Annotated in this window: 16 protein-coding genes and 1 tRNA gene; 8 read left to right on the top strand and 9 right to left on the bottom strand. The window is 74.3% G+C overall.

The window, feature by feature from the left end:
* Positions 1–279: 279 nt before the first annotated feature.
* The 3 genes from OG802_RS07055 (at position 280) to OG802_RS07045 (ending at position 2,755) form a co-directional block, all read left to right on the top strand.
* Positions 280–1,251, top strand: a complete 972-nt coding sequence (locus OG802_RS07055; protein ID WP_329408264.1) for a hypothetical protein — start codon at positions 280–282, stop codon at positions 1,249–1,251.
* Between the two features lie 93 nt (positions 1,252–1,344).
* Positions 1,345–2,151 (top strand): molybdopterin-dependent oxidoreductase, encoded by an 807-nt coding sequence (locus OG802_RS07050; protein WP_443055193.1) that lies wholly within the window; start codon positions 1,345–1,347, stop codon positions 2,149–2,151.
* Complete coding sequence (locus tag OG802_RS07045; protein WP_329408261.1) at positions 2,135–2,755, top strand: cytochrome b/b6 domain-containing protein; 621 nt, start codon at positions 2,135–2,137, stop codon at positions 2,753–2,755. Before OG802_RS07050 ends, OG802_RS07045 begins: the two co-directional genes overlap by 17 nt.
* Positions 2,756–2,864: 109 nt before the next feature.
* Here OG802_RS07045 and OG802_RS07040 read toward each other — a convergent pair whose 3' ends face one another.
* From OG802_RS07040 to OG802_RS07025, 4 genes are read right to left on the bottom strand one after another with little or no spacing between them, the layout of a single operon-like run.
* Positions 2,865–3,920, bottom strand: coding sequence for an L-idonate 5-dehydrogenase (locus OG802_RS07040; protein WP_329408260.1), 1,056 nt, complete (start codon positions 3,918–3,920; stop codon positions 2,865–2,867).
* A gap of 15 nt (positions 3,921–3,935) precedes the next feature.
* Positions 3,936–4,697: an SDR family oxidoreductase gene (locus tag OG802_RS07035; RefSeq protein ID WP_329408259.1), complete on the bottom strand. Its 762-nt coding sequence runs from the start codon at positions 4,695–4,697 to the stop codon at positions 3,936–3,938.
* Positions 4,698–4,754: 57 nt separating this feature from the next.
* Complete coding sequence (locus tag OG802_RS07030; RefSeq protein ID WP_329408257.1) at positions 4,755–6,152, bottom strand: GntP family permease; 1,398 nt, start codon at positions 6,150–6,152, stop codon at positions 4,755–4,757.
* 45 nt (positions 6,153–6,197) lie between these two features.
* A complete protein-coding gene (locus OG802_RS07025; protein ID WP_329408255.1) occupies positions 6,198–6,716 on the bottom strand; it encodes a gluconokinase in 519 nt (172 codons plus the stop codon).
* Between the two features lie 140 nt (positions 6,717–6,856).
* On the opposite strand from OG802_RS07025, the gene OG802_RS07020 reads away from it, so the two are divergent.
* Complete coding sequence (locus OG802_RS07020; protein ID WP_329408254.1) at positions 6,857–7,558, top strand: FadR/GntR family transcriptional regulator; 702 nt, start codon at positions 6,857–6,859, stop codon at positions 7,556–7,558.
* A gap of 718 nt (positions 7,559–8,276) precedes the next feature.
* Here OG802_RS07020 and OG802_RS07015 read toward each other — a convergent pair.
* Together OG802_RS07015 and OG802_RS07010 are read right to left on the bottom strand one after the other, a co-directional pair.
* Entirely contained in the window at positions 8,277–8,717 is a 441-nt protein-coding gene (locus OG802_RS07015; protein WP_329408252.1) for a YchJ family protein, read from the bottom strand.
* 217 nt (positions 8,718–8,934) lie between these two features.
* A tRNA-Leu gene (locus OG802_RS07010) sits at positions 8,935–9,019 on the bottom strand.
* Positions 9,020–9,223: 204 nt separating this feature from the next.
* Between OG802_RS07010 and OG802_RS07005 the strand changes: the two genes are divergently transcribed.
* The 3 genes from OG802_RS07005 (at position 9,224) to OG802_RS06995 (ending at position 12,040) form a co-directional block, all read left to right on the top strand.
* Positions 9,224–10,552, top strand: a complete 1,329-nt coding sequence (locus OG802_RS07005) for a M20/M25/M40 family metallo-hydrolase (RefSeq protein WP_329408250.1) — start codon at positions 9,224–9,226, stop codon at positions 10,550–10,552.
* Positions 10,553–10,731: 179 nt separating this feature from the next.
* Positions 10,732–10,965 carry a chaplin ChpH gene (gene chpH / locus OG802_RS07000; protein WP_069773519.1) on the top strand — a complete coding sequence of 78 codons (234 nt, stop codon included), beginning with the start codon at positions 10,732–10,734 and terminating at the stop codon, positions 10,963–10,965.
* 181 nt (positions 10,966–11,146) lie between these two features.
* On the top strand, positions 11,147–12,040 hold the full coding sequence (locus OG802_RS06995) for a chaplin (protein WP_329408247.1): 894 nt from the start codon (positions 11,147–11,149) through the stop codon (positions 12,038–12,040).
* A gap of 69 nt (positions 12,041–12,109) precedes the next feature.
* Here the strand turns inward: OG802_RS06995 and OG802_RS06990 are convergent, their stop codons facing one another.
* The gene (locus tag OG802_RS06990; RefSeq protein WP_014671721.1) at positions 12,110–12,298 is read right to left on the bottom strand and encodes a DUF5703 family protein; all 189 of its coding nucleotides are present in this window, start codon (positions 12,296–12,298) and stop codon (positions 12,110–12,112) included.
* A 47-nt stretch (positions 12,299–12,345) separates the two neighbouring features.
* Here OG802_RS06990 and OG802_RS06985 point away from each other — a divergent pair, with 47 nt between their 5' ends.
* On the top strand, positions 12,346–13,020 hold the full coding sequence (locus OG802_RS06985) for a hypothetical protein (protein WP_329408235.1): 675 nt from the start codon (positions 12,346–12,348) through the stop codon (positions 13,018–13,020).
* Positions 13,021–13,265: 245 nt separating this feature from the next.
* On the opposite strand, the gene OG802_RS06980 is transcribed toward OG802_RS06985, so the two are convergent.
* Positions 13,266–15,728 carry a helix-hairpin-helix domain-containing protein gene (locus OG802_RS06980; protein WP_329408233.1) on the bottom strand — a complete coding sequence of 821 codons (2,463 nt, stop codon included), beginning with the start codon at positions 15,726–15,728 and terminating at the stop codon, positions 13,266–13,268.
* Positions 15,725–16,711 (bottom strand): aldo/keto reductase, encoded by a 987-nt coding sequence (locus OG802_RS06975; protein ID WP_329408232.1) that lies wholly within the window; start codon positions 16,709–16,711, stop codon positions 15,725–15,727. Before OG802_RS06975 ends, OG802_RS06980 begins: the two co-directional genes overlap by 4 nt.
* Positions 16,712–16,844 lie beyond the last annotated feature (133 nt).

The raw sequence follows: 16,844 nt of genomic DNA, 5'->3' as shown, positions 1-16,844 counted from the left end.
CGGGGCGCGACCGTACGGCCGCGGCGGCCGTACCGCCATGGTGTGGGCTCGGGCGCGGCGGCGCCATGGCGTACACCACACCGTCACGGCCCGCCCCGGACCGCGACCGGTCCCACCAGCGGCGGGACGCCGCCACCCGTCCGCAACCGGGCGGCGGCCGGCACGGGTCACGGTTCCCGGCCCTTGACGCTGGCCGCCGGCTGGGGATTGGCTGTGTGTGATCGGCCGATCGCGGGCCGATGCCGGATCCGCCGCCGAGGAGGATGAGGAAGTCCCGCGGTGCTCTTACCCCCGCCATCCCTCGGCCCCGACGGGCTGTCCCCGGACACGGTCCCCGACCCGGCCCTGGACGACGACCGGCTCGGCGCCGCCCGTGCCGCGCTGGCCCAGGGCCGACGACAGCCCGTGCGCTCCCTGCTGGCGCACACCGGCGACGACTGGGACCGGCGCGCGCACCGGATCGCCGTCCTCGCCCTCGATCCGTGCGCGGCCGCCCGGGCCGACGAGTGGCTGCTCGCCGAACCCGGCAGCGCCGACGCCGCCGCCCTGCTCGCCCTGGCCCGGGTCCGCCGGGCCCTGCGCGGCGAGGAGGACCCGGACGCCGCCCGCGCCGCGTGCCTCGCGTCCGCCGAGGCGGCCCCGGCGGACCCCACCCCCTGGCTCGGCCTGCTCCAACTGGAGCGGACCGGCGGCGCGCGGGCGGTGCGGATCTTCGAGGAGATCCGCGCCCGGCACCCCGACCACCACCACGCGCACCATCTGATGGTGGCCCTGCTCGCCGACCGCCGCGCCGACGGCGGCCCCGACCCGCTGCACGAGGTGTACGACTTCGCCGCATGGGCCGCCGAGCAGGCGCCGGCCGACTCCCCGCTGGCCATCCTGCCGGTCGTCGCGCACGCCGAGCGCTACCGCGTGCTGGCCGGGCACGGCTTCGCGCCCGCCGACCCCGCCGCCTCCGGGCACTGGCGCGAGGGCCGGGCCCCGGACGTGATGAAGGCGGCCTTCGACTGGTGGCTGGAGTGGGAGCACGACGACCACCCCCGGCGTCTGGTCGACCTGAACTTCCTCGCCCACGCCAAGGTGTGCGAGGGCCGGGGGGCCGAGGCCGCCGCCCTCTTCCAGCGCATCGGCCGGCACCTCACCCGCCGGCCCTGGTCCTACCCGGACCGCGATCCGGCCGAGGCCTTCCGGGCGGCCCGGGCCGGCGCGCTGCGCACCGGCCGGTCAGCGCGGTGGCCGGGAGGCGGGTGAGCGGCCGGGAGGCGGGTGGGAAGACATGACGGAAGTCTGACGGCGGCCCCGGATCCCTGGCCCCGGCGGGCACACCGGTGCTCGAATGGAGGGGTGAACCCCGAACCGTCCGAGCGACCCGGACGACCCGAACCACCTGGACGCCCCGAACGACCGCGCCCGTCCGAACCGCCGGGCGTATCCGACGCGTCCGGTGGGCGCGGCGCGCCCGTGGGACGGCGGGTGTTCCTCGGCACGCTCGCCCTGGGCGCCCTCGGCGTGATCGCCGCGCCCCCGCTGCAACGCGGCCTGGAGGCCTTCCTGGCCGGCGCCGCCGACAAGGACCCCACCGGTCTCACCGGGCTGCTCCCCAACGGCGGCGGCTTCCGCTACTACTCGGTGACCTCGTCCGTGCCGCACAAGAACGCCGCGGACTACCGCCTCACCGTGGACGGACTGGTCGACCGGCCCGGCGTCCACACACTGGACGACCTGCGCGCGATGCCGCAGACCCGGATGGTCAGGGACGTCCAGTGCGTCACGGGCTGGCGGGTGCCCGGCACGCCCTTCGAGGGCGTACGGCTGTCCGCGCTGCTCGACGCGGCCGGCGTGCGGCCCGGAGCCGGCGCTGTCCGCTTCACCTGCTTCGACGGCGCCTACAGCGAGAGCCTCACCCTGGAGCAGGCGCGCCGCCCCGACGTCCTGGTCGCGCTGCGCATGCAGGACAAGGACCTCGGCCACGAGCACGGCGGCCCCGTCCGCCTCTATGTGGCGCCCATGTACTTCTACAAGTCCGCCAAGTGGCTCTCCGGCATCACCGTCACGAAGAAGGTGCGCCCCGGCTACTGGGAGGACCGCGGCTACGACGTCGACGCCTGGGTCGGCCGTTCGAACGGACGCGACGATGATCCTACGAGCTGAGGCGCCGCCCGCCGCGCGAGTGCGCCGCTTCACCCCCGCCGTGCGCTGGGTGCACCGCACCACCGCCCTCCTGATGGGCGTGTGCGTGGTGACCGCGTCCTTCCTGTACGTCCCCGAGTTCGCCCAGCTCGTGGGGCGCCGGGAACTGGTGGTCCGTATCCACGAGTGGGCCGGGCTGGCCCTGCCGGCGCCCGTCCTGGCGGGCCTGGCGTCCCGCGCGTTCCGCGCCGACCTCGGTCACCTCAACCGCTTCGGCCCGCACGACCGGCGCTGGCTGCGGGCCGCCCTGCGCCGGGACAAGCGCCGCGAGTCGCGTCCGGCGGCCAAGTTCAACGCCGGGCAGAAGGTCTACGCGTCCTGGATCGCGGGCGCGAGCCTGGTCATGCTCGGCACGGGGCTGCTCATGTGGTTCACCCACCTCGCCCCGATCATGTGGCGCACCAGCGCGACCTTCGTCCACGACTGGCTGGCCCTGACCGTCGGCGTCGTGCTGGCCGGCCACATCGGCATGGCCGTGGCCGACCCGGAGGCGCGGCGCGGCATGCGCACCGGCTCGGTGAGCCGCGAGTGGGCGGAGCGGGAACACCGCCTGTGGCGCCCGTGACCCCGCGGCGGCGGTCCGCGGGCGACGGTCGGCGGTCCGGCCGCCGCCCGTGGCGTCGTCCCGGCCCGCCGACCGGCCGTCCGCGCGCACGGGCGGCCGTGCGCGGACGTCAGCTTTCGAAGTCCAGCAGGACCTTGCAGGACCGCTCCCGGTCGGCCGCCAGCGCGAACGCCGACTCCGCCTCCGTCACCGGCGCCACCGCGCTGATCAGACGGTCGAACGCGGGGCGTGCCGCGAGCAGCGCCAGGGCGTCGTCGAACTCGGCGTCGAAGCGGAACGCCCCGCGCAGCTCGATCTCCCGTCCTACCAGCAGGTTCCCCGCGAACGGGCTCCGCCCGGGCGGCAGCATGCCGAGCTGGACGACCGTCCCGCCGCGCCGCACTCCCCGCAGACAGGCGTCGAGCCCGGCGGCCGCCCCGGACGCCTCGACGGCCACGTCCGCCTCCTCCGCCGGCGGCCGGCCCGCCTGATCCTCCGGATCCTCCGGATTCTCCGGATCCCCGGCGAGGACGGTCGTGTCGGCGCCGGCGGCGCGCGCGAACCCGAGCGCCGCCGGCAGCAGGTCCGTCGCCGTCACCCGGGCCGCGCCCGCCGCCTTCGCCGCCGCGACCACCAGGCAGCCGATCGGTCCGGCCCCGGTGACGAGGACACGGCGGCCGGCCACCGGGCCGGCCCGCCGCACCGCGTGCAGGGCCACCGACAGCGGCTCGGCGAGCGCGGCCCGCCGCAACGGGAGCCCGGCGGGAAGCGGTCGCACCTGACCGGCGGGGACGACGATCCGGGCCGCGAACCCGCCCTGGACGTGCGGTGTGCGGGCCGCGCTGCCGAGATAGCGGGCGTCCCGGCAGACGTTGCGCAGGCCCCGGGCGCACTCCGGGCACGCCCCGCACGGGGTGGCCGGGTGCACGGCGACCCCGGCGCCGAGGGGGACGCCCGACGGATCGGGGGAGCCGTGCTCGAGCACCGTCCCCACCACCTCGTGCCCGAGCACCATCGGCTCGCGCAGCCGGAAGTCGCCCACCCCGCCGTGCCGCCAGTAGTGCAGGTCGGAGCCGCAGATCCCGCCGTAGCGGACGGCGACCAACACCTCGCCCGGTCCGGGCGAGGGCTCCGCGAGCCCCTCGACGCGCAGGTCGCCCCGACCATGGATCACACAGCCCAGCATCCGCCTCACGTCCTCTCAGAGCACACTGGTCATTCCGCCGTCGACGTAGAGCACCTGCCCGTTGACGAAGTCCGCCGCGGGGGAGGCGAGGAACAGCACCCCGCCCACGAGGTCCTCGGTGCGGCCCCACCGCCCGGCCGGAGTGCGCCGCCGTACCCAGGCGCTGAACTCCTCGTCCTCGACCAGGGGCCGGGTCAGCTCGGTCTCGATGTAGCCGGGACCCAGCCCGTTGACCTGCACGCCGTGCGGGCCCCAGTCCGCGCACATGCCCTTGGTGAGCATCTTCAGCGCGCCCTTGGCCGCCGCGTACGGCGCGATGCCGGGCCGCGCCACCTCGCTCTGCAGGGAGCAGATGTTGACGATCTTCCCGTGGCCGCGTTCCGTCATCCGCCGGGCGGCCTCCCGGCCCACCAGGAACGCGCTGGTGAGGTTGGTGTCCAGCAGTCGGTGCCAGTCGGCGTCCGCGAACTCCAGCAGCGGGGCGCGCAGTTGCATGCCCGCGTTGTTGACGAGGATGTCGAGGTGGCCGACCCGTTCCTCGACGTCGGCGATCCCGGCGGCGACGGACGGGCCGTCGGTGACGTCGAAGACGGCCGTGCGGACCCGGTCGCCGGGCACTTCGGCGGCGGCCCGCTCCAGGCGTCCGGCGTCGCGGCCGTTGAGGACCACCGTGCAGCCGGCCTCCGCCAGGCCCCGCGCGAGGGCGAGGCCGATGCCCCGGCTGGAGCCGGTGACCAGCGCGGTCCGGCCGCCGATGTCGAACAGGGGATGACTCATCCGCGTGCTCCTCCTCTTCCCGGCACGACCTCTCCTTCCGGCACGTCCCGGCCGGGCCTAGACGACGAGCGAGAGCAGCAGGACCAGGCCGCCCGCGACCACCGAGATGATGGTCTCCATGACCGACCAGGTCTTGACGTTCTGACCGACGCTCAGCCCGAAGTACTCCTTCACCAGCCAGAATCCGGCGTCGTTGACATGGCTGAAGAACAGCGAGCCCGCGCCGACGGCCAGCACCAGCAGGGCGGTGTGCGCGGTCGACATGTCGGCGGCGAGCGGCGCGACCAGGCCGGCCGCGGAGATCGTCGCCACCGTCGCCGATCCGGTCGCCAGCCGGATCGCCACCGCGATCAGCCAGGCCAGCAGCAGGGCCGGTATCGACCAGTCCTTGGACACGTCCAGGACCATCTGGCCCACACCGCAGTCGATGAGGGTCTGCTTGAAGCCGCCGCCCGCGCCGACGATCAGCAGGATGCCGGCGATGGGCGCGAGCCCGTTGTCCACGAGGCGCGAGATCCGCTCCCTGCCGAAGCCCGCGGGCCGGCCCAGCGTGAAGATGCCGACGAGCACGGCGGCGAGCAGCGCGATCAGGGGCGAGCCGACGACGTCGAACACGCGCTGCACGGTGTGCTCGGGGTCGTCCACGACGATGTCGACGAGCGCCTTGGACAGCATCAGCACGACCGGCAGGAGGATGGTGGCCAGCGTGGCGCCGAAGCCCGGGCGCCTCTCCAGCTTCTCGGAGGGCCGCTCCGGCATCATGCGGTCGGGCGCGGGGACGTCGACCCAGCGGGCCGCGACCTTCGAGAACAGCGGACCCGCCACGACGACCGTCGGCACGGCGACGAGCACGCCGAGCGCCAGGGTCACGCCCAGGTTGGCGCCGACCGCGTCGATCGCGACCAGCGGGCCGGGGTGCGGCGGGACGAGTCCGTGCATCACCGACAGACCGGCCAGCGCCGGGATGCCGATCCGCATGAGCGAGTAGTTGCCCCGCTTGGCGACCATCAGCACCACCGGGATCAGCAGCACCACGCCCACCTCGAAGAACAGCGGCAGACCGATCACGGACGCGATCAGCACCATCGCCCACGGCATCGAGCGGCCGCCGGCCCTGGCGAGGATGGTGTCCACGATCTGGTCGGCGCCCCCGGAGTCCGCGAGCAGCTTGCCGAGGATCGCGCCCAGCGCGATCAGCACGCCCACCCCGGCGACCGTGGAGCCCAGCCCGGCGGTGAAGGAGGCGATGGCCTTGTCGAGGGGCGCCCCGGCGAACGCGCCGAGCGCGAGCGAGCCGATGGTCAGCGCCAGGAAGGCGTGCAGCTTGAACTTGGTGATGAGCAGGACGATCACGGCGATGCCCGCCAGGACGGCGATGCCCAGCTGTGCGTGGCCGGCCGAGGTGATCGGCTCGACCTTGTCCGCCGCCAGCATCTCGACGCTGAGTCTGGTCACGGGGTTTCCTTTTGCGGTTATCGGGACGGGGGAGGGTGCGGGGGGTTACGCGGCCGGGTCGGGGAGGCCGGCGAGCGCCGTCACGGCCCGGCCGGCGATGCTCTCGGGGCCGCCGCGGACGTCGACGCAGACGCCCGCCTCGTCGGCCTGGAGGGGCTGGAGGGCGGCGAACTGGGAGTCCAGCAGCGCGGTCGGCATGAAGTGGCCCTGCCGGTGCGCCATGCGGTCCTCGATCAGGGACCGGTCGCCCGCCAGGTGCACGAAGACGACTCCGGGGGCCGCGGCCCTGAGCCGGTCGCGGTACGACCGCTTCAGCGCCGAGCAGCTGACCACCCCGCCGAGCCCGGCCCGCTCGTCCGCCCAGGCCCCGATGGCGTCGAGCCACGGCCGGCGGTCGTCGTCGTCGAGCGGGACGCCGGCCGACATCTTGTCGATGTTGGCCTGCGGGTGGAAGTCGTCGCCCTCGGCGTACGGAACGCCCAGCCGGGCGGCGAGCAGTGGACCGATGGTGGTCTTGCCCGTGCCGGCGACGCCCATCACCACGACGACAGGGGGGGTGCGCATCTTCGCCTCGCTGTCTTCCTCGACACCTGACGCCAATGGACGCCGACGACACTGAAGCCGATTAGGTACGACGAATTCAAGAGGCTGTGACGAATAAGTCTGACTTTTTGGCTTCGTGATCTACCGCGTACTCTGTGTGCATGACCACTCCGGGCCGGGGTCTGCACGGCCGAGTACTGGACGCCCTGGGGCCCGCGATCACCGCGGGTGAGTACCCGCCCGGCAGCGTTCTGCGCACCGACGAACTGGCCCAGCGCTTCGACGTCTCCCGCTCCGTGATGCGCGAGGCGGTCCGTGTGCTGGAGTCCATGCACCTCGTCGAGTCCCGCCGTCGCGTGGGCGTCACGGTGCGCCCCAAGGCCGAGTGGAACGTCTACGACCCGCAGGTCATCCGCTGGCGGCTGGCCGGCGCCGACCGCCCGCACCAACTGCGCTCGCTCACCGTCCTGCGCTCGGCGGTCGAGCCGGTCGCGGCGGGCCTCGCGGCGACGCACGCCACGGCGGAGCAGTGCGCCGAGCTGACGCGGTGCGCGCTGGGCATGGTGGCCACCTCACGCGGCCACCGCCTCCAGGAGTACCTGGTCCACGACGTCGCCTTCCACCGGGTGATCCTCACCGCGTCCGGCAACGAGATGTTCGCCAGGCTCGGCGACGTCGTCGCGGAGGTGCTGGCCGGGCGCACCCATCACGAGGTCATGTTCGAGGACCCCGACCCGGCCGCCGTCACCCTGCACGTCCAGGTCGCCGAGGCGGTCCGCGAGGGCGACCCGGTACGCGCCGAACGCCTCACCCGCGAGATCACGGTCGGCGCCCTCCAGGAACTCGACATCCTGGCCCCCTGAGTCCCCTGAGCAAGCACCCTGAGCACCCGGAACCGCTCCGAGCACCCCGGAACTGCCCCGAGCACCCGGAACCGCCCCGAGCGCCCCGAGCCGTCCCTGACCGGCTTGACCGGCCCGCTTCAGGCCTGACCGGCCGGAACAGGCCTGACTGGCCCTGACCGGCGCGAATGCCTGACCGGCCCTGACGGCCCGACTCGGGCCTGACCGGCGTCGACCGGCCTGGACCGGCCCTGGCCGACGCGAATGCCTGACCGGCCCCTACGGGCCCGAATCAGGCTTGGGCCGGCTCCAACCGGCGCCAATCGGCCCGCTTCAGGCCTGACCAGCCGGAACAGGCCTGACTGGCCCTGACCGGCGCGAATGCCTGCCTAGCCCTGACGGCCCGAATCGGGCCTGACCGGCGTCGACCGGCCTGGACCGGCCCTGGCCGACGCGAATGCCTGACCGGCCCCTACGGGCCCGAATTAGGCCTGGGCCGGCTCCAACCGGCGCCAATCGGCCCGCATCAGGCCTGACCGGCCGGAACAGGCCTCACCGGACCTGACCGGCGCGAATGCCTGCCTAGCCCTGACGGCCCGAATCGGGCCCGACCGGCCCCTACGGGCCCGAATTAGGCCTGGGCCGGCCCCAACCGGCCACCAGTGGGCCCGAATCGGGCATGACCGGCCGGAACCAGGTGTGACCGGCCCCGACCGATCCTGGTCCGCCGCGACGGGCCTCAGCGCGCTCCCGCGCCCGGCTCGGGGAACTCCCCGTCCACGTACGCCCAGGCCCCGCCCACCCGCTCGAACCGGCTGCGCTCGTGCAGCGTGCCGCCCCGGTAGGAGGCCCGGAACTCCACGACGCCGGACGTGTGGAACGCGGTGCCGTCGGACGTCGCGAGGATCTCCAGCCCCGTCCACCGCGTCCCGGGATCCGGCTCCAGCCGCTCCGGCCGGGTCCGCGGATGCCAGGTCCGCAGCAGGTAGGGCACGTCCCCGCGCACGAACGCGCTGTAGCGCGAGCGCATCAGCGCCTCGGCGGTGGGGGCGGTCACGGCACCGCCGCCCGCGTGGTAGCGCCCGCAGCACGCCTCGTAGGACGCGGGCAGCCCGCACGGGCAGCCGGCGGGCACGGAGGCGGCGGCTCGCTGCCGCGGACGGGCGGAACGTCGGACCATGCCCCCATTGTGCCCGCCCCCGCATCCCGGAGAGCCGGGGGAGGGCCGTGGGACATCGCCCCGCACGGGGCCGTCACCGCGTTCCCGTGGAGCGCTACGCGCCCCGGTCCGCCCACCGGACCGGGTGCTCCCGGACCGGGTGCTCACGGGCAGGGGAGCCGCTCCACGCACACGAGCGAGGGCCGCGACCAGTGGTCGCGGCCCTCGCTCTTTCATGTGTCCGAGGGGGGACTTGAACCCCCACGCCCGATAAAGGGCACTAGCACCTCAAGCTAGCGCGTCTGCCATTCCGCCACCCGGACAAGGTGTCTGTCGTGCGGGGTTTCCCTCGCGGCGACGTCGTAAACATTACCAGGCTTTCCGCAGTGCCCGATCACGGGATGCGGGCCCCCGGCGGGCGGCGCGGCGTGCACGGTGTGTGACGGGCCGGGACCGGTCTTGGGCCGGGACCCGGGAGAGAGGGAGGATGAGAGGACCCACCAGCAGTGACAGCGGGAGGAACCAGCGTGAGCGCGACGGACGACACGGCCAGGACCGTCACCGGCGAGGACGAGGTCGTGGACCTCTGCCGCGAGCTGATCCGGATCGACACCAGCAACTACGGCGACCACTCGGGCCCCGGCGAGCGCAAGGCGGCCGAGTGGGTCGCCGAGAAGCTCGCCGAGGTGGGCCTCGAACCCGAGATCTTCGAATCCCATCCGGGCCGCGCCTCCACGGTGGCCCGCATCGCGGGCGAGGACCCGTCGAGGCCGGCCCTGCTCATCCACGGCCATCTCGACGTCGTCCCGGCCAACGCGGCCGACTGGACCCACCACCCCTTCTCCGGCGAGGTCGCCGACGGCTGCGTGTGGGGCCGCGGCGCGGTCGACATGAAGGACATGGACGCGATGACGCTGGCCGTCGTCCGCGACCGCCTGCGCTCCGGGCGCAGGCCCCCGCGCGACATCGTGCTGGCGTTCCTGGCCGACGAGGAGGCCGGCGGCACCTACGGCGCCCGCCACCTCGTCGACCGCCACCCCCACCTCTTCGACGGCGTCACCGAGGCGATCAGCGAGGTGGGCGGCTTCTCGTTCACGGTGAGCGAGGAGCGGCGGCTCTATCTCGTCCAGACGGCCGAGAAAGGCATGCACTGGATGAAGCTGACCGTGGCCGGTACCGCGGGCCACGGCTCGATGATCCACCGGGACAACGCCATCACCGAGCTGTCCGAGGCCGTCGCACGGCTCGGCCGGCACACCTTCCCCGTCCGGGTCACCAAGACGACCCGGGCCTTCCTCGACGAGCTGGGCGACGCCCTGGGCACCCCGCTGGACCCCGAGGACATGCAGGCGACGCTGGCCCGGCTCGGCGGCATCGCCAAGCTGATCGGCGCGACCCTGAGCAACACCGCCAACCCGACCCAGCTCGGCGCCGGCTACAAGGTCAACGTCATCCCCGGCGAGGCCACCGCGCACGTCGACGGACGGTTCCTGCCGGGGTACGAGGACGAGTTCCTGGCCGACCTCGACCGGATCCTCGGCCCGAACGTGCGCCGCGAGGACGTGCACTCCGACAAGGCGCTGGAGACGTCCTTCGACGGGGCGCTGGTCGAGGCCATGCAGTCCTCGCTGCTCGCCGAGGACCCCACGGCGAAGGCGGTCCCGTACATGCTCTCGGGCGGCACCGACGCCAAGTCCTTCGACGACCTCGGCATCCGTGGGTTCGGCTTCGCCCCGCTCAAGCTTCCGCCGGAGCTGGACTTCGCCGGCATGTTCCACGGCGTCGACGAGCGGGTGCCGGTGGACGGGCTCAAGTTCGGGGTGCGCGTGCTGGACCGCTTCATCGACGCCTCCTGAAATGTCCCGGTGAAACGAGATTTCACCAGGCTCCGGCCGCGCCGGGAAAATCGTCCGCCTGTACGGGCGCGACTGGGAAGAGTGAATGCGCCGATAAACTCGTAGCCTCATTAATTCCGCCTCGTTACTGGTGACATGCGATCCGCTGCTTGGGGTCGCTTTGCCAACTAGGAGGAATAATGATCAAGAAGGTCGTCGCTGCTGCGGCTGCCACTGGTGGGCTGGTTCTCGCGGGTGCGGGCCTCGCCGTCGCCGACGCCGGTGCCCAGGGTGCCGCGGTGGGCTCCCCGGGTGTGGTGTCCGGCAACGTCATCCAGGTTCCCGTGCACGTCCCGGTGAACGTCTGCGGCAACACGATCTCGGTGATCGGGCTGCTGAACCCCGCCTTCGGCAACACCTGCGTCAACGACTGACGTCGACCCGCTGAGGGGTCGTCCACACCGTCGGCCCCGGAGCGCACCCCATGCGCTCCGGGGCCGACCGGTCTTTTCCCGAAGGAAAGACCGAAGACTTCGAAAATCCCGAACAAATCGAACAGCTGCAATGATGCGAGCGATTCGGGACGCGGACGAAATGGAAAGCAGGGATTCAGCAATGCGACAGGTCACCCGCAAAAGCCTCATGACCGTGGCGGCGGCAACGGGGGTGATCGCCGCCGCCGGCGGCTACGCCCACGCCGACGCCGGCGCGAACGGCTACGCCACCGACTCGCCCGGCGTCCTGTCGGGCAACTCGGTGCAGGCGCCGATCAACGTTCCCGTCAACGTGTGCGGCAACACCGTCGACGTCGTCGGGGCCCTCAACCCGACCTTCGGCAACTCCTGCGTCAACAAGGGCGGCGGCGCCCCCTCGCGCGGATACGGCGAGCACCGGGGCGGCGCCGGCCACTCCGGGAGCCATGGCGGGAACCAGGGCGGGAACCAGGGCGCAGGCCACAACGGCGGCCACGCCGGAGGACACAACAGCGGCCACAACGGCGGTCACGGCGGCCACAACGGCGGTCACGGCGGCTACGACGGTGGTCACGGCGGCTCCGGGGGTGCGCAGGCCGGCGGCCACACGGGCGGATCGCCGGGCGTCGGCTCCGGCAACCACGTCCAGGCGCCGGTCGACGTGCCGGTGAACGTGTGCGGCAACGGCATCGACGTCGTCGGGATCCTCAACCCGAGCTTCGGCAACGACTGCGCCAACGACAGCGGTCCCGGCATGCACACGCCCCCGTCCCGCGGCCACGAGACCCCGGGCAGGCCCGGCGGCCACGACCACGGCAAGCCGGGCGTGTCCACCCCGTCCCACCCCGGCGGCGTGCCGTCCACCCCCCACCACGTGACGCCGGCCGGCGCCTCCTCCGTGCACGGGCCCGCCGTCCGGGCCCCGCAGCTCGCGCACACGGGCAGCGAGATGCCGATGGGCCTCGTCCTGCCGGTCGGCGCGGGCGCGCTGCTCGCGGGCGCGGTGCTCTACCGCAAGGCGCGCCCCTCCGCGTAAGCGGTCCGGGCGCCCACAACGGAGCGGGCCCCGCCTCGGCGGGGCCCGCTCCGTTTTCCGTCTCTCACCTCACCAGGTGGCACGCACCTGGCGGATGATCCGCCGGCGCAACCGCACCCTGCGGCTGCCGTCGCGCAGCAGGCTCAGGCGGTCCAACTCCCAGTGTCCGTACTCGGCATGGTCGGTCAGCAGTCGCGTCGCCTCCTTGCGGGAGACCCCGCGCGGCACGTAGACGTCGACGAATTCGTATTCCGGCATCGCATCTATTGTGCGGGCTGGGGCCCGGTACGGATAGCGTCTGCACTATGTCTGATGCTGCGCAGCCCACCGCTGCCGAGGTACGCGCCGCCGCCGAGGCGGTCAAGACCGCGCTCGACCGCCACCTGGCCGCGGTCGAACGCAGGACGGGAGAGGACGACCCGGCTGTCAACGAGGCGTTCAACGAGCTGGCCGCGGCCGCCGAGGTGTACGACGAACTGCTCTACGACCGGTACGACGAGGTCACGCCCTTCGAGATCCCCGGCGCGGAGGACTCCCTGCCGCCGTACGCGGGGCCGGAGGAGCCGAACGGGCTGAGCGTGCTCATCCGCCGCGACTACGCCGTCGCCGAACCGCAGCGGCTGCTGGCGCAGGCGCAGCGGGTGGAGGCGGCGGACGAGGAGGCCGCCGGCGCCGGGGCCGCGAGCACCGTGCACGGAGCGCTGGGCATCCTGTTCGGCGAGTTCGAGGCGGACGAGATCGCCTCCCGGCACAAGGAGTTCGGCCTGGAGGAGGGCGACTCCACGCTGTGGGTGCTGGCCGCCGACGAACCGCCCGAGCCGGGGGAGTGGCTCGAGGCCCCGTTCGACGACGCCGACCCCGAGCGCGTGGTCTGCCGCTTCGACGTCAGCTCGGTCTTCGACGAACTGGACGACGACCCCGACGACGAAGCCGACGACGTCGAGGACGAGGAGCTGGAGACGCTGGACGCGGACCGCTAGCGACCGCACCGCGACCGGCCGCCCGCACCCGACGGCACGGGCGGCCGCCCGGTGACGGGCCCGGCGAGCCCACCGGGTGACCGGCTCCCGGTGACCGGCGCCGAACGATCGGCGTCAGGCGACCGGCGGCCGCTACGGGAGGCGGTGGCGTCGGATCGCCCGCACTTCCGGGCGTCAGGGGGACGGAGGCCGGGACGGCGGCGGTCGTGGAGGGGGAGACCCCTTCACGACCGCCGCCTTTCGCGCTACCGCGCCGCCGGGAGCTGGGTGCGCAGCAGCACCGGCAGGCGCGTCGTGCGCGGTTTCGCGGGAACCTCCGCGACCGCCCGCGGCAGGGCCTGCTCCACTCCGTGCACCACCGACAGATGACGCTCCGCCCGGCCGAAGGCCGTGTACACCCAGGGGCGGGACAGGGCTCGCGCCCCGTCCCCGGGCAGCACCACGACCGCCGCGGGCCACCGGCTGCCGACGGCCTGGTGAGCGGTGAGCGCCCACCCGTGGCGCACGGTCTGCTCCACCCGTTCCCTCGGGACGACGACGGGGACGTCCGCGCACGTCAGGTGCAGCCCGTCCGCGTCGGCCGTCACCACCCGGCCGGTCACCGTACGGCCCGGCGCGGGGGAGTAGGCGATCCGGTCGCCGGGGTCGAAGCCGCCGAAGCGGCCGGGGCCGGGATTGAGCCGTTCCTTCAGAGCCGTGTTGAGAGCACGGGTACCGGCCGCGCCGCCGTGTCCCGGCGTGATCACCACCGCTTCGTCGGACGTGATCCCGAAGGCCCGCGGCACCGAGTCGGCGAGGAGCTGCACCGTGCGGTGGACGGCCTCGCCCGCGTCGCGCACCGGCACGATCACGATCTCCTTGCCCGGTGCGTCGACCTGGTTCAGCTCGCCGATGCCGACCCCGGACACCAGCTCGCCGAGCGGGCCGGGGTCGGGGACGCGCGAGGCGACCTGGGGGCAGGCGCGCGCCGCGAGCAGGTCGGCGAAGACCCGGCCGGGCCCCGCCGACCACAGCACCGCCGGGTCGCCGCTGAGCACCAGGCGTGCCCCGTCCGGCAGGGACTCGGCGAGCATCGCGGCGCTCTCCACGTCCAGTTGCGGCGCGTCGAGCACGATCAGCAGGTCCAGCGCGAAGGCCCCGTCGCCGTCCCGGCCCGGACCCTCGGCGCCGGAGAGGAGACCGGGGACGGTCACCACCGCGCCGTCCGGGGCCGCCTCGCCGAGGAGGGCCGTGAATCGCCGTCGGCCGTCGGAGGTGTGGCACGCGGCGACGGCGCGCAGGCCCAGTCGGAGGGCAGCGGTGAGGAGCGCGGCGGGCTCGGCGCGGGCGGCCTCGCCCCCGGTGTGCAGCACCAGCCCGTGCCCGGCCACGGCGCGGATCAGTTCGGCGGTGCTGCCGGACGTGCCGGCGGCCGCGGGCTCCCACGGTGCGGACGCCTCCTTGGCCAGGGAGTTGACCACGCGGGCCAGGGCGTCGGCCAGGCTCTCCTCGGCGAGCGCGTACCGCTCCAGGCCGACCAGCACCCGGACCGGCCGGGCCTCCTCGCCCTCCGGCCCGTCGTCTCCCTGCTCCCCCTTCTCCCTCTGCTCGGCGTGGGAGCCGTGTTCGCGGTGGCCGCCCGGCACGGAGGCCGCGTCCGGACGATCGGCCGCAGGCGCGTCGTCCAGGGCGTCCTGGAAGACCAGGGCCTCTCCTTCGGCCAAGGTGCTCTGTACGGCCGCGTCGGCGTCCGGCACGGCCTGCCGTACGAGTGCGGCGGTGAGCGTGGGCAGCTCCAGGGCCGTGTGCCCGGCCAGCGCGGCCTGCTCCAGCAGCCAGACCGTCACGGCGCGGCCGCGCCGCTCGTCGTCGGGGGCGCACTGCGGGCCCAGCAGCGCCCGCGCGAACCCGTCGGCCTGCTCGGGCCGGACGCCGGGGACCCGCAGCAACTGCCACGGGTCCTCGCGCAGGACGTCCTCGGCGCCCTCGCCGAGCGCGGCGGCGGCCTGTGCCGCGAGCGCCTCGGGCGCGCCGCCGCCGGCCAGCACGCGCCGCACGCCCTCGACGGTGTCGGCCGCCGGAGCCGACGGGAGGGACTCGGCGGGCGCGGGCTGCGGCCGCCGGACCGGCTCGGGCACGGCGCGGCGCGGGGCGGGTTCCGCGCCGAAGACCGTGGCCGGGGGCGTGGCCCCGCCCTCCACAGCCCGAACCGCGGCCAGCAGATCGGCCGCCTTCCCGCTGAGCTTGGCCCCGGCGGCGATGGGGGCCGCCTTCTCGGCCTTGCGCCGCGCGATCCGCTCCCGCTCCAGCTTCTGCGCGGCGAGTTCGGCCTGCGCCTCGGAGAGCTGCGCGGCGGCCTCCGCCGCGGCCGCGGCCTCGGCGGTCGAGGAAGCACTGCCGTCGCCGTCGCCCTCACCGTCCTCGTCGGCCGCGCCGGCATCGGTGTCGCCCGCGAGGGCCTCCGCGTCGTCGGCGGAGCCCTCCGGGCCCGTACCGGCGCTCTCGCCGTCTTTCGGGGACGTGGTTCCGTCGGCCCGGGGTGCCGCCGCGTCGGCCTCGGAGGCGCGGGCGTCGCCCGCACGGTCCGGGCCGCCGGGGCCGTCCGACGCGGTGCCCGTCCCGGCGTTCGCGTCCTCGGCGGCGGCCGGCGTTCCGGGCTCCTCGGCGGCGTCCGGCCCCGCCGGTGCGGCGTTCTCCGTGCTCTGCGGGGAATCCGGCTCCGTGCTCACAGCGTGCTCCAGTCGTGATCGGGATAGCGGTGCACGGGCGCCGACACGTCGTCGAGGGCCCGGCAGATCTCGTCAGGAAGACTAAGCGCCTCCACTGACAAAGCCGCCGTGAGCTGCTGCGCGTTGCGCGCGCCGACGATCGGGGCGGCCACGCCCGGCCGGTCGCGCACCCAGGCCAGGGCCACCTGAAGGGGCGTCACCGCCAGCCCGTCCGCCGCCGTCGCCACGGCGTCGACGATCCGGCTAGCGGTGTCGTCCAGATAGGGCTCGACGAAACGCGCGAAGTGCTCGGAGGCGCCGCGCGAGTCGGGCGGCAGGGCGTCCCCGCGGTACTTGCCGGTGAGGACGCCCCGGCCGAGGGGAGAGGAGGGCAGCAGGCCGACGCCCAGGTCGAGCGCGGCCGGCAGCACCTCGCGTTCGATGCCGCGTTGCAGCAGCGAGTACTCCATCTGCGTCGCCGCCAGCCGCGTCCGCGTTCCCGGCGCGGCGAGCTGCCAGGTGGCCGCCTTGGCGAGCTGCCAGCCGCAGAAGTTGGAGACGCCCGCGTACCGGGCGCGGCCGCTGGCAACGGCGATGTCCAGCGCCTGGAGGGTCTCCTCCAGCGGGGTGTCCGGGTCGAAGGCGTGCACCTGCCATATGTCGACGTGGTCCGTGCCCAGCCGGGAGAGGGAGGCGTCGAGAGCGGCGAGCAGATGACCCCGTGAGCCGTCGAAGCGCCGGTCCGGGTCGGGCACGCTGCCCGCCTTCGTGGAGACGACCAGGTCCCGGCGCGGCACCAGCCCGTCCATGAGCCGCCCGAGCAGGTACTCGGCGTCCCCGTCGCCGTACACGTCGGCCGTGTCGACCAGGGTCCCGCCCGCCTCCCAGAACGTCTTCATGACGTCCGCGGCGTCGTGCTCGTCGGTGCCGCGTCCCCAGGTGAGGGTGCCGAGCCCGATGCGGGACACACGCAGGCCGGTGCGGCCGAGATGCCTCTGCTCCATGGACGCCGAGATTACTGGCCAGAACTGGGCGGTGGGTTGCCTGTGGACAACCGGATCCGGGGACGGCGGACCGGGTTCCGCGCAGGCCGCGACGCCGGCGCCGGCCCGCGCGACCCTCGCCACACCGTCTCCC

The organism is Streptomyces sp. NBC_00704 (genome assembly GCF_036226605.1).
GTDB lineage: Bacteria > Actinomycetota > Actinomycetes > Streptomycetales > Streptomycetaceae > Streptomyces.
The sequence above is the reverse complement of the archived record's forward strand: the minus strand, read 5'-3'. Positions and strand labels throughout refer to the sequence as shown.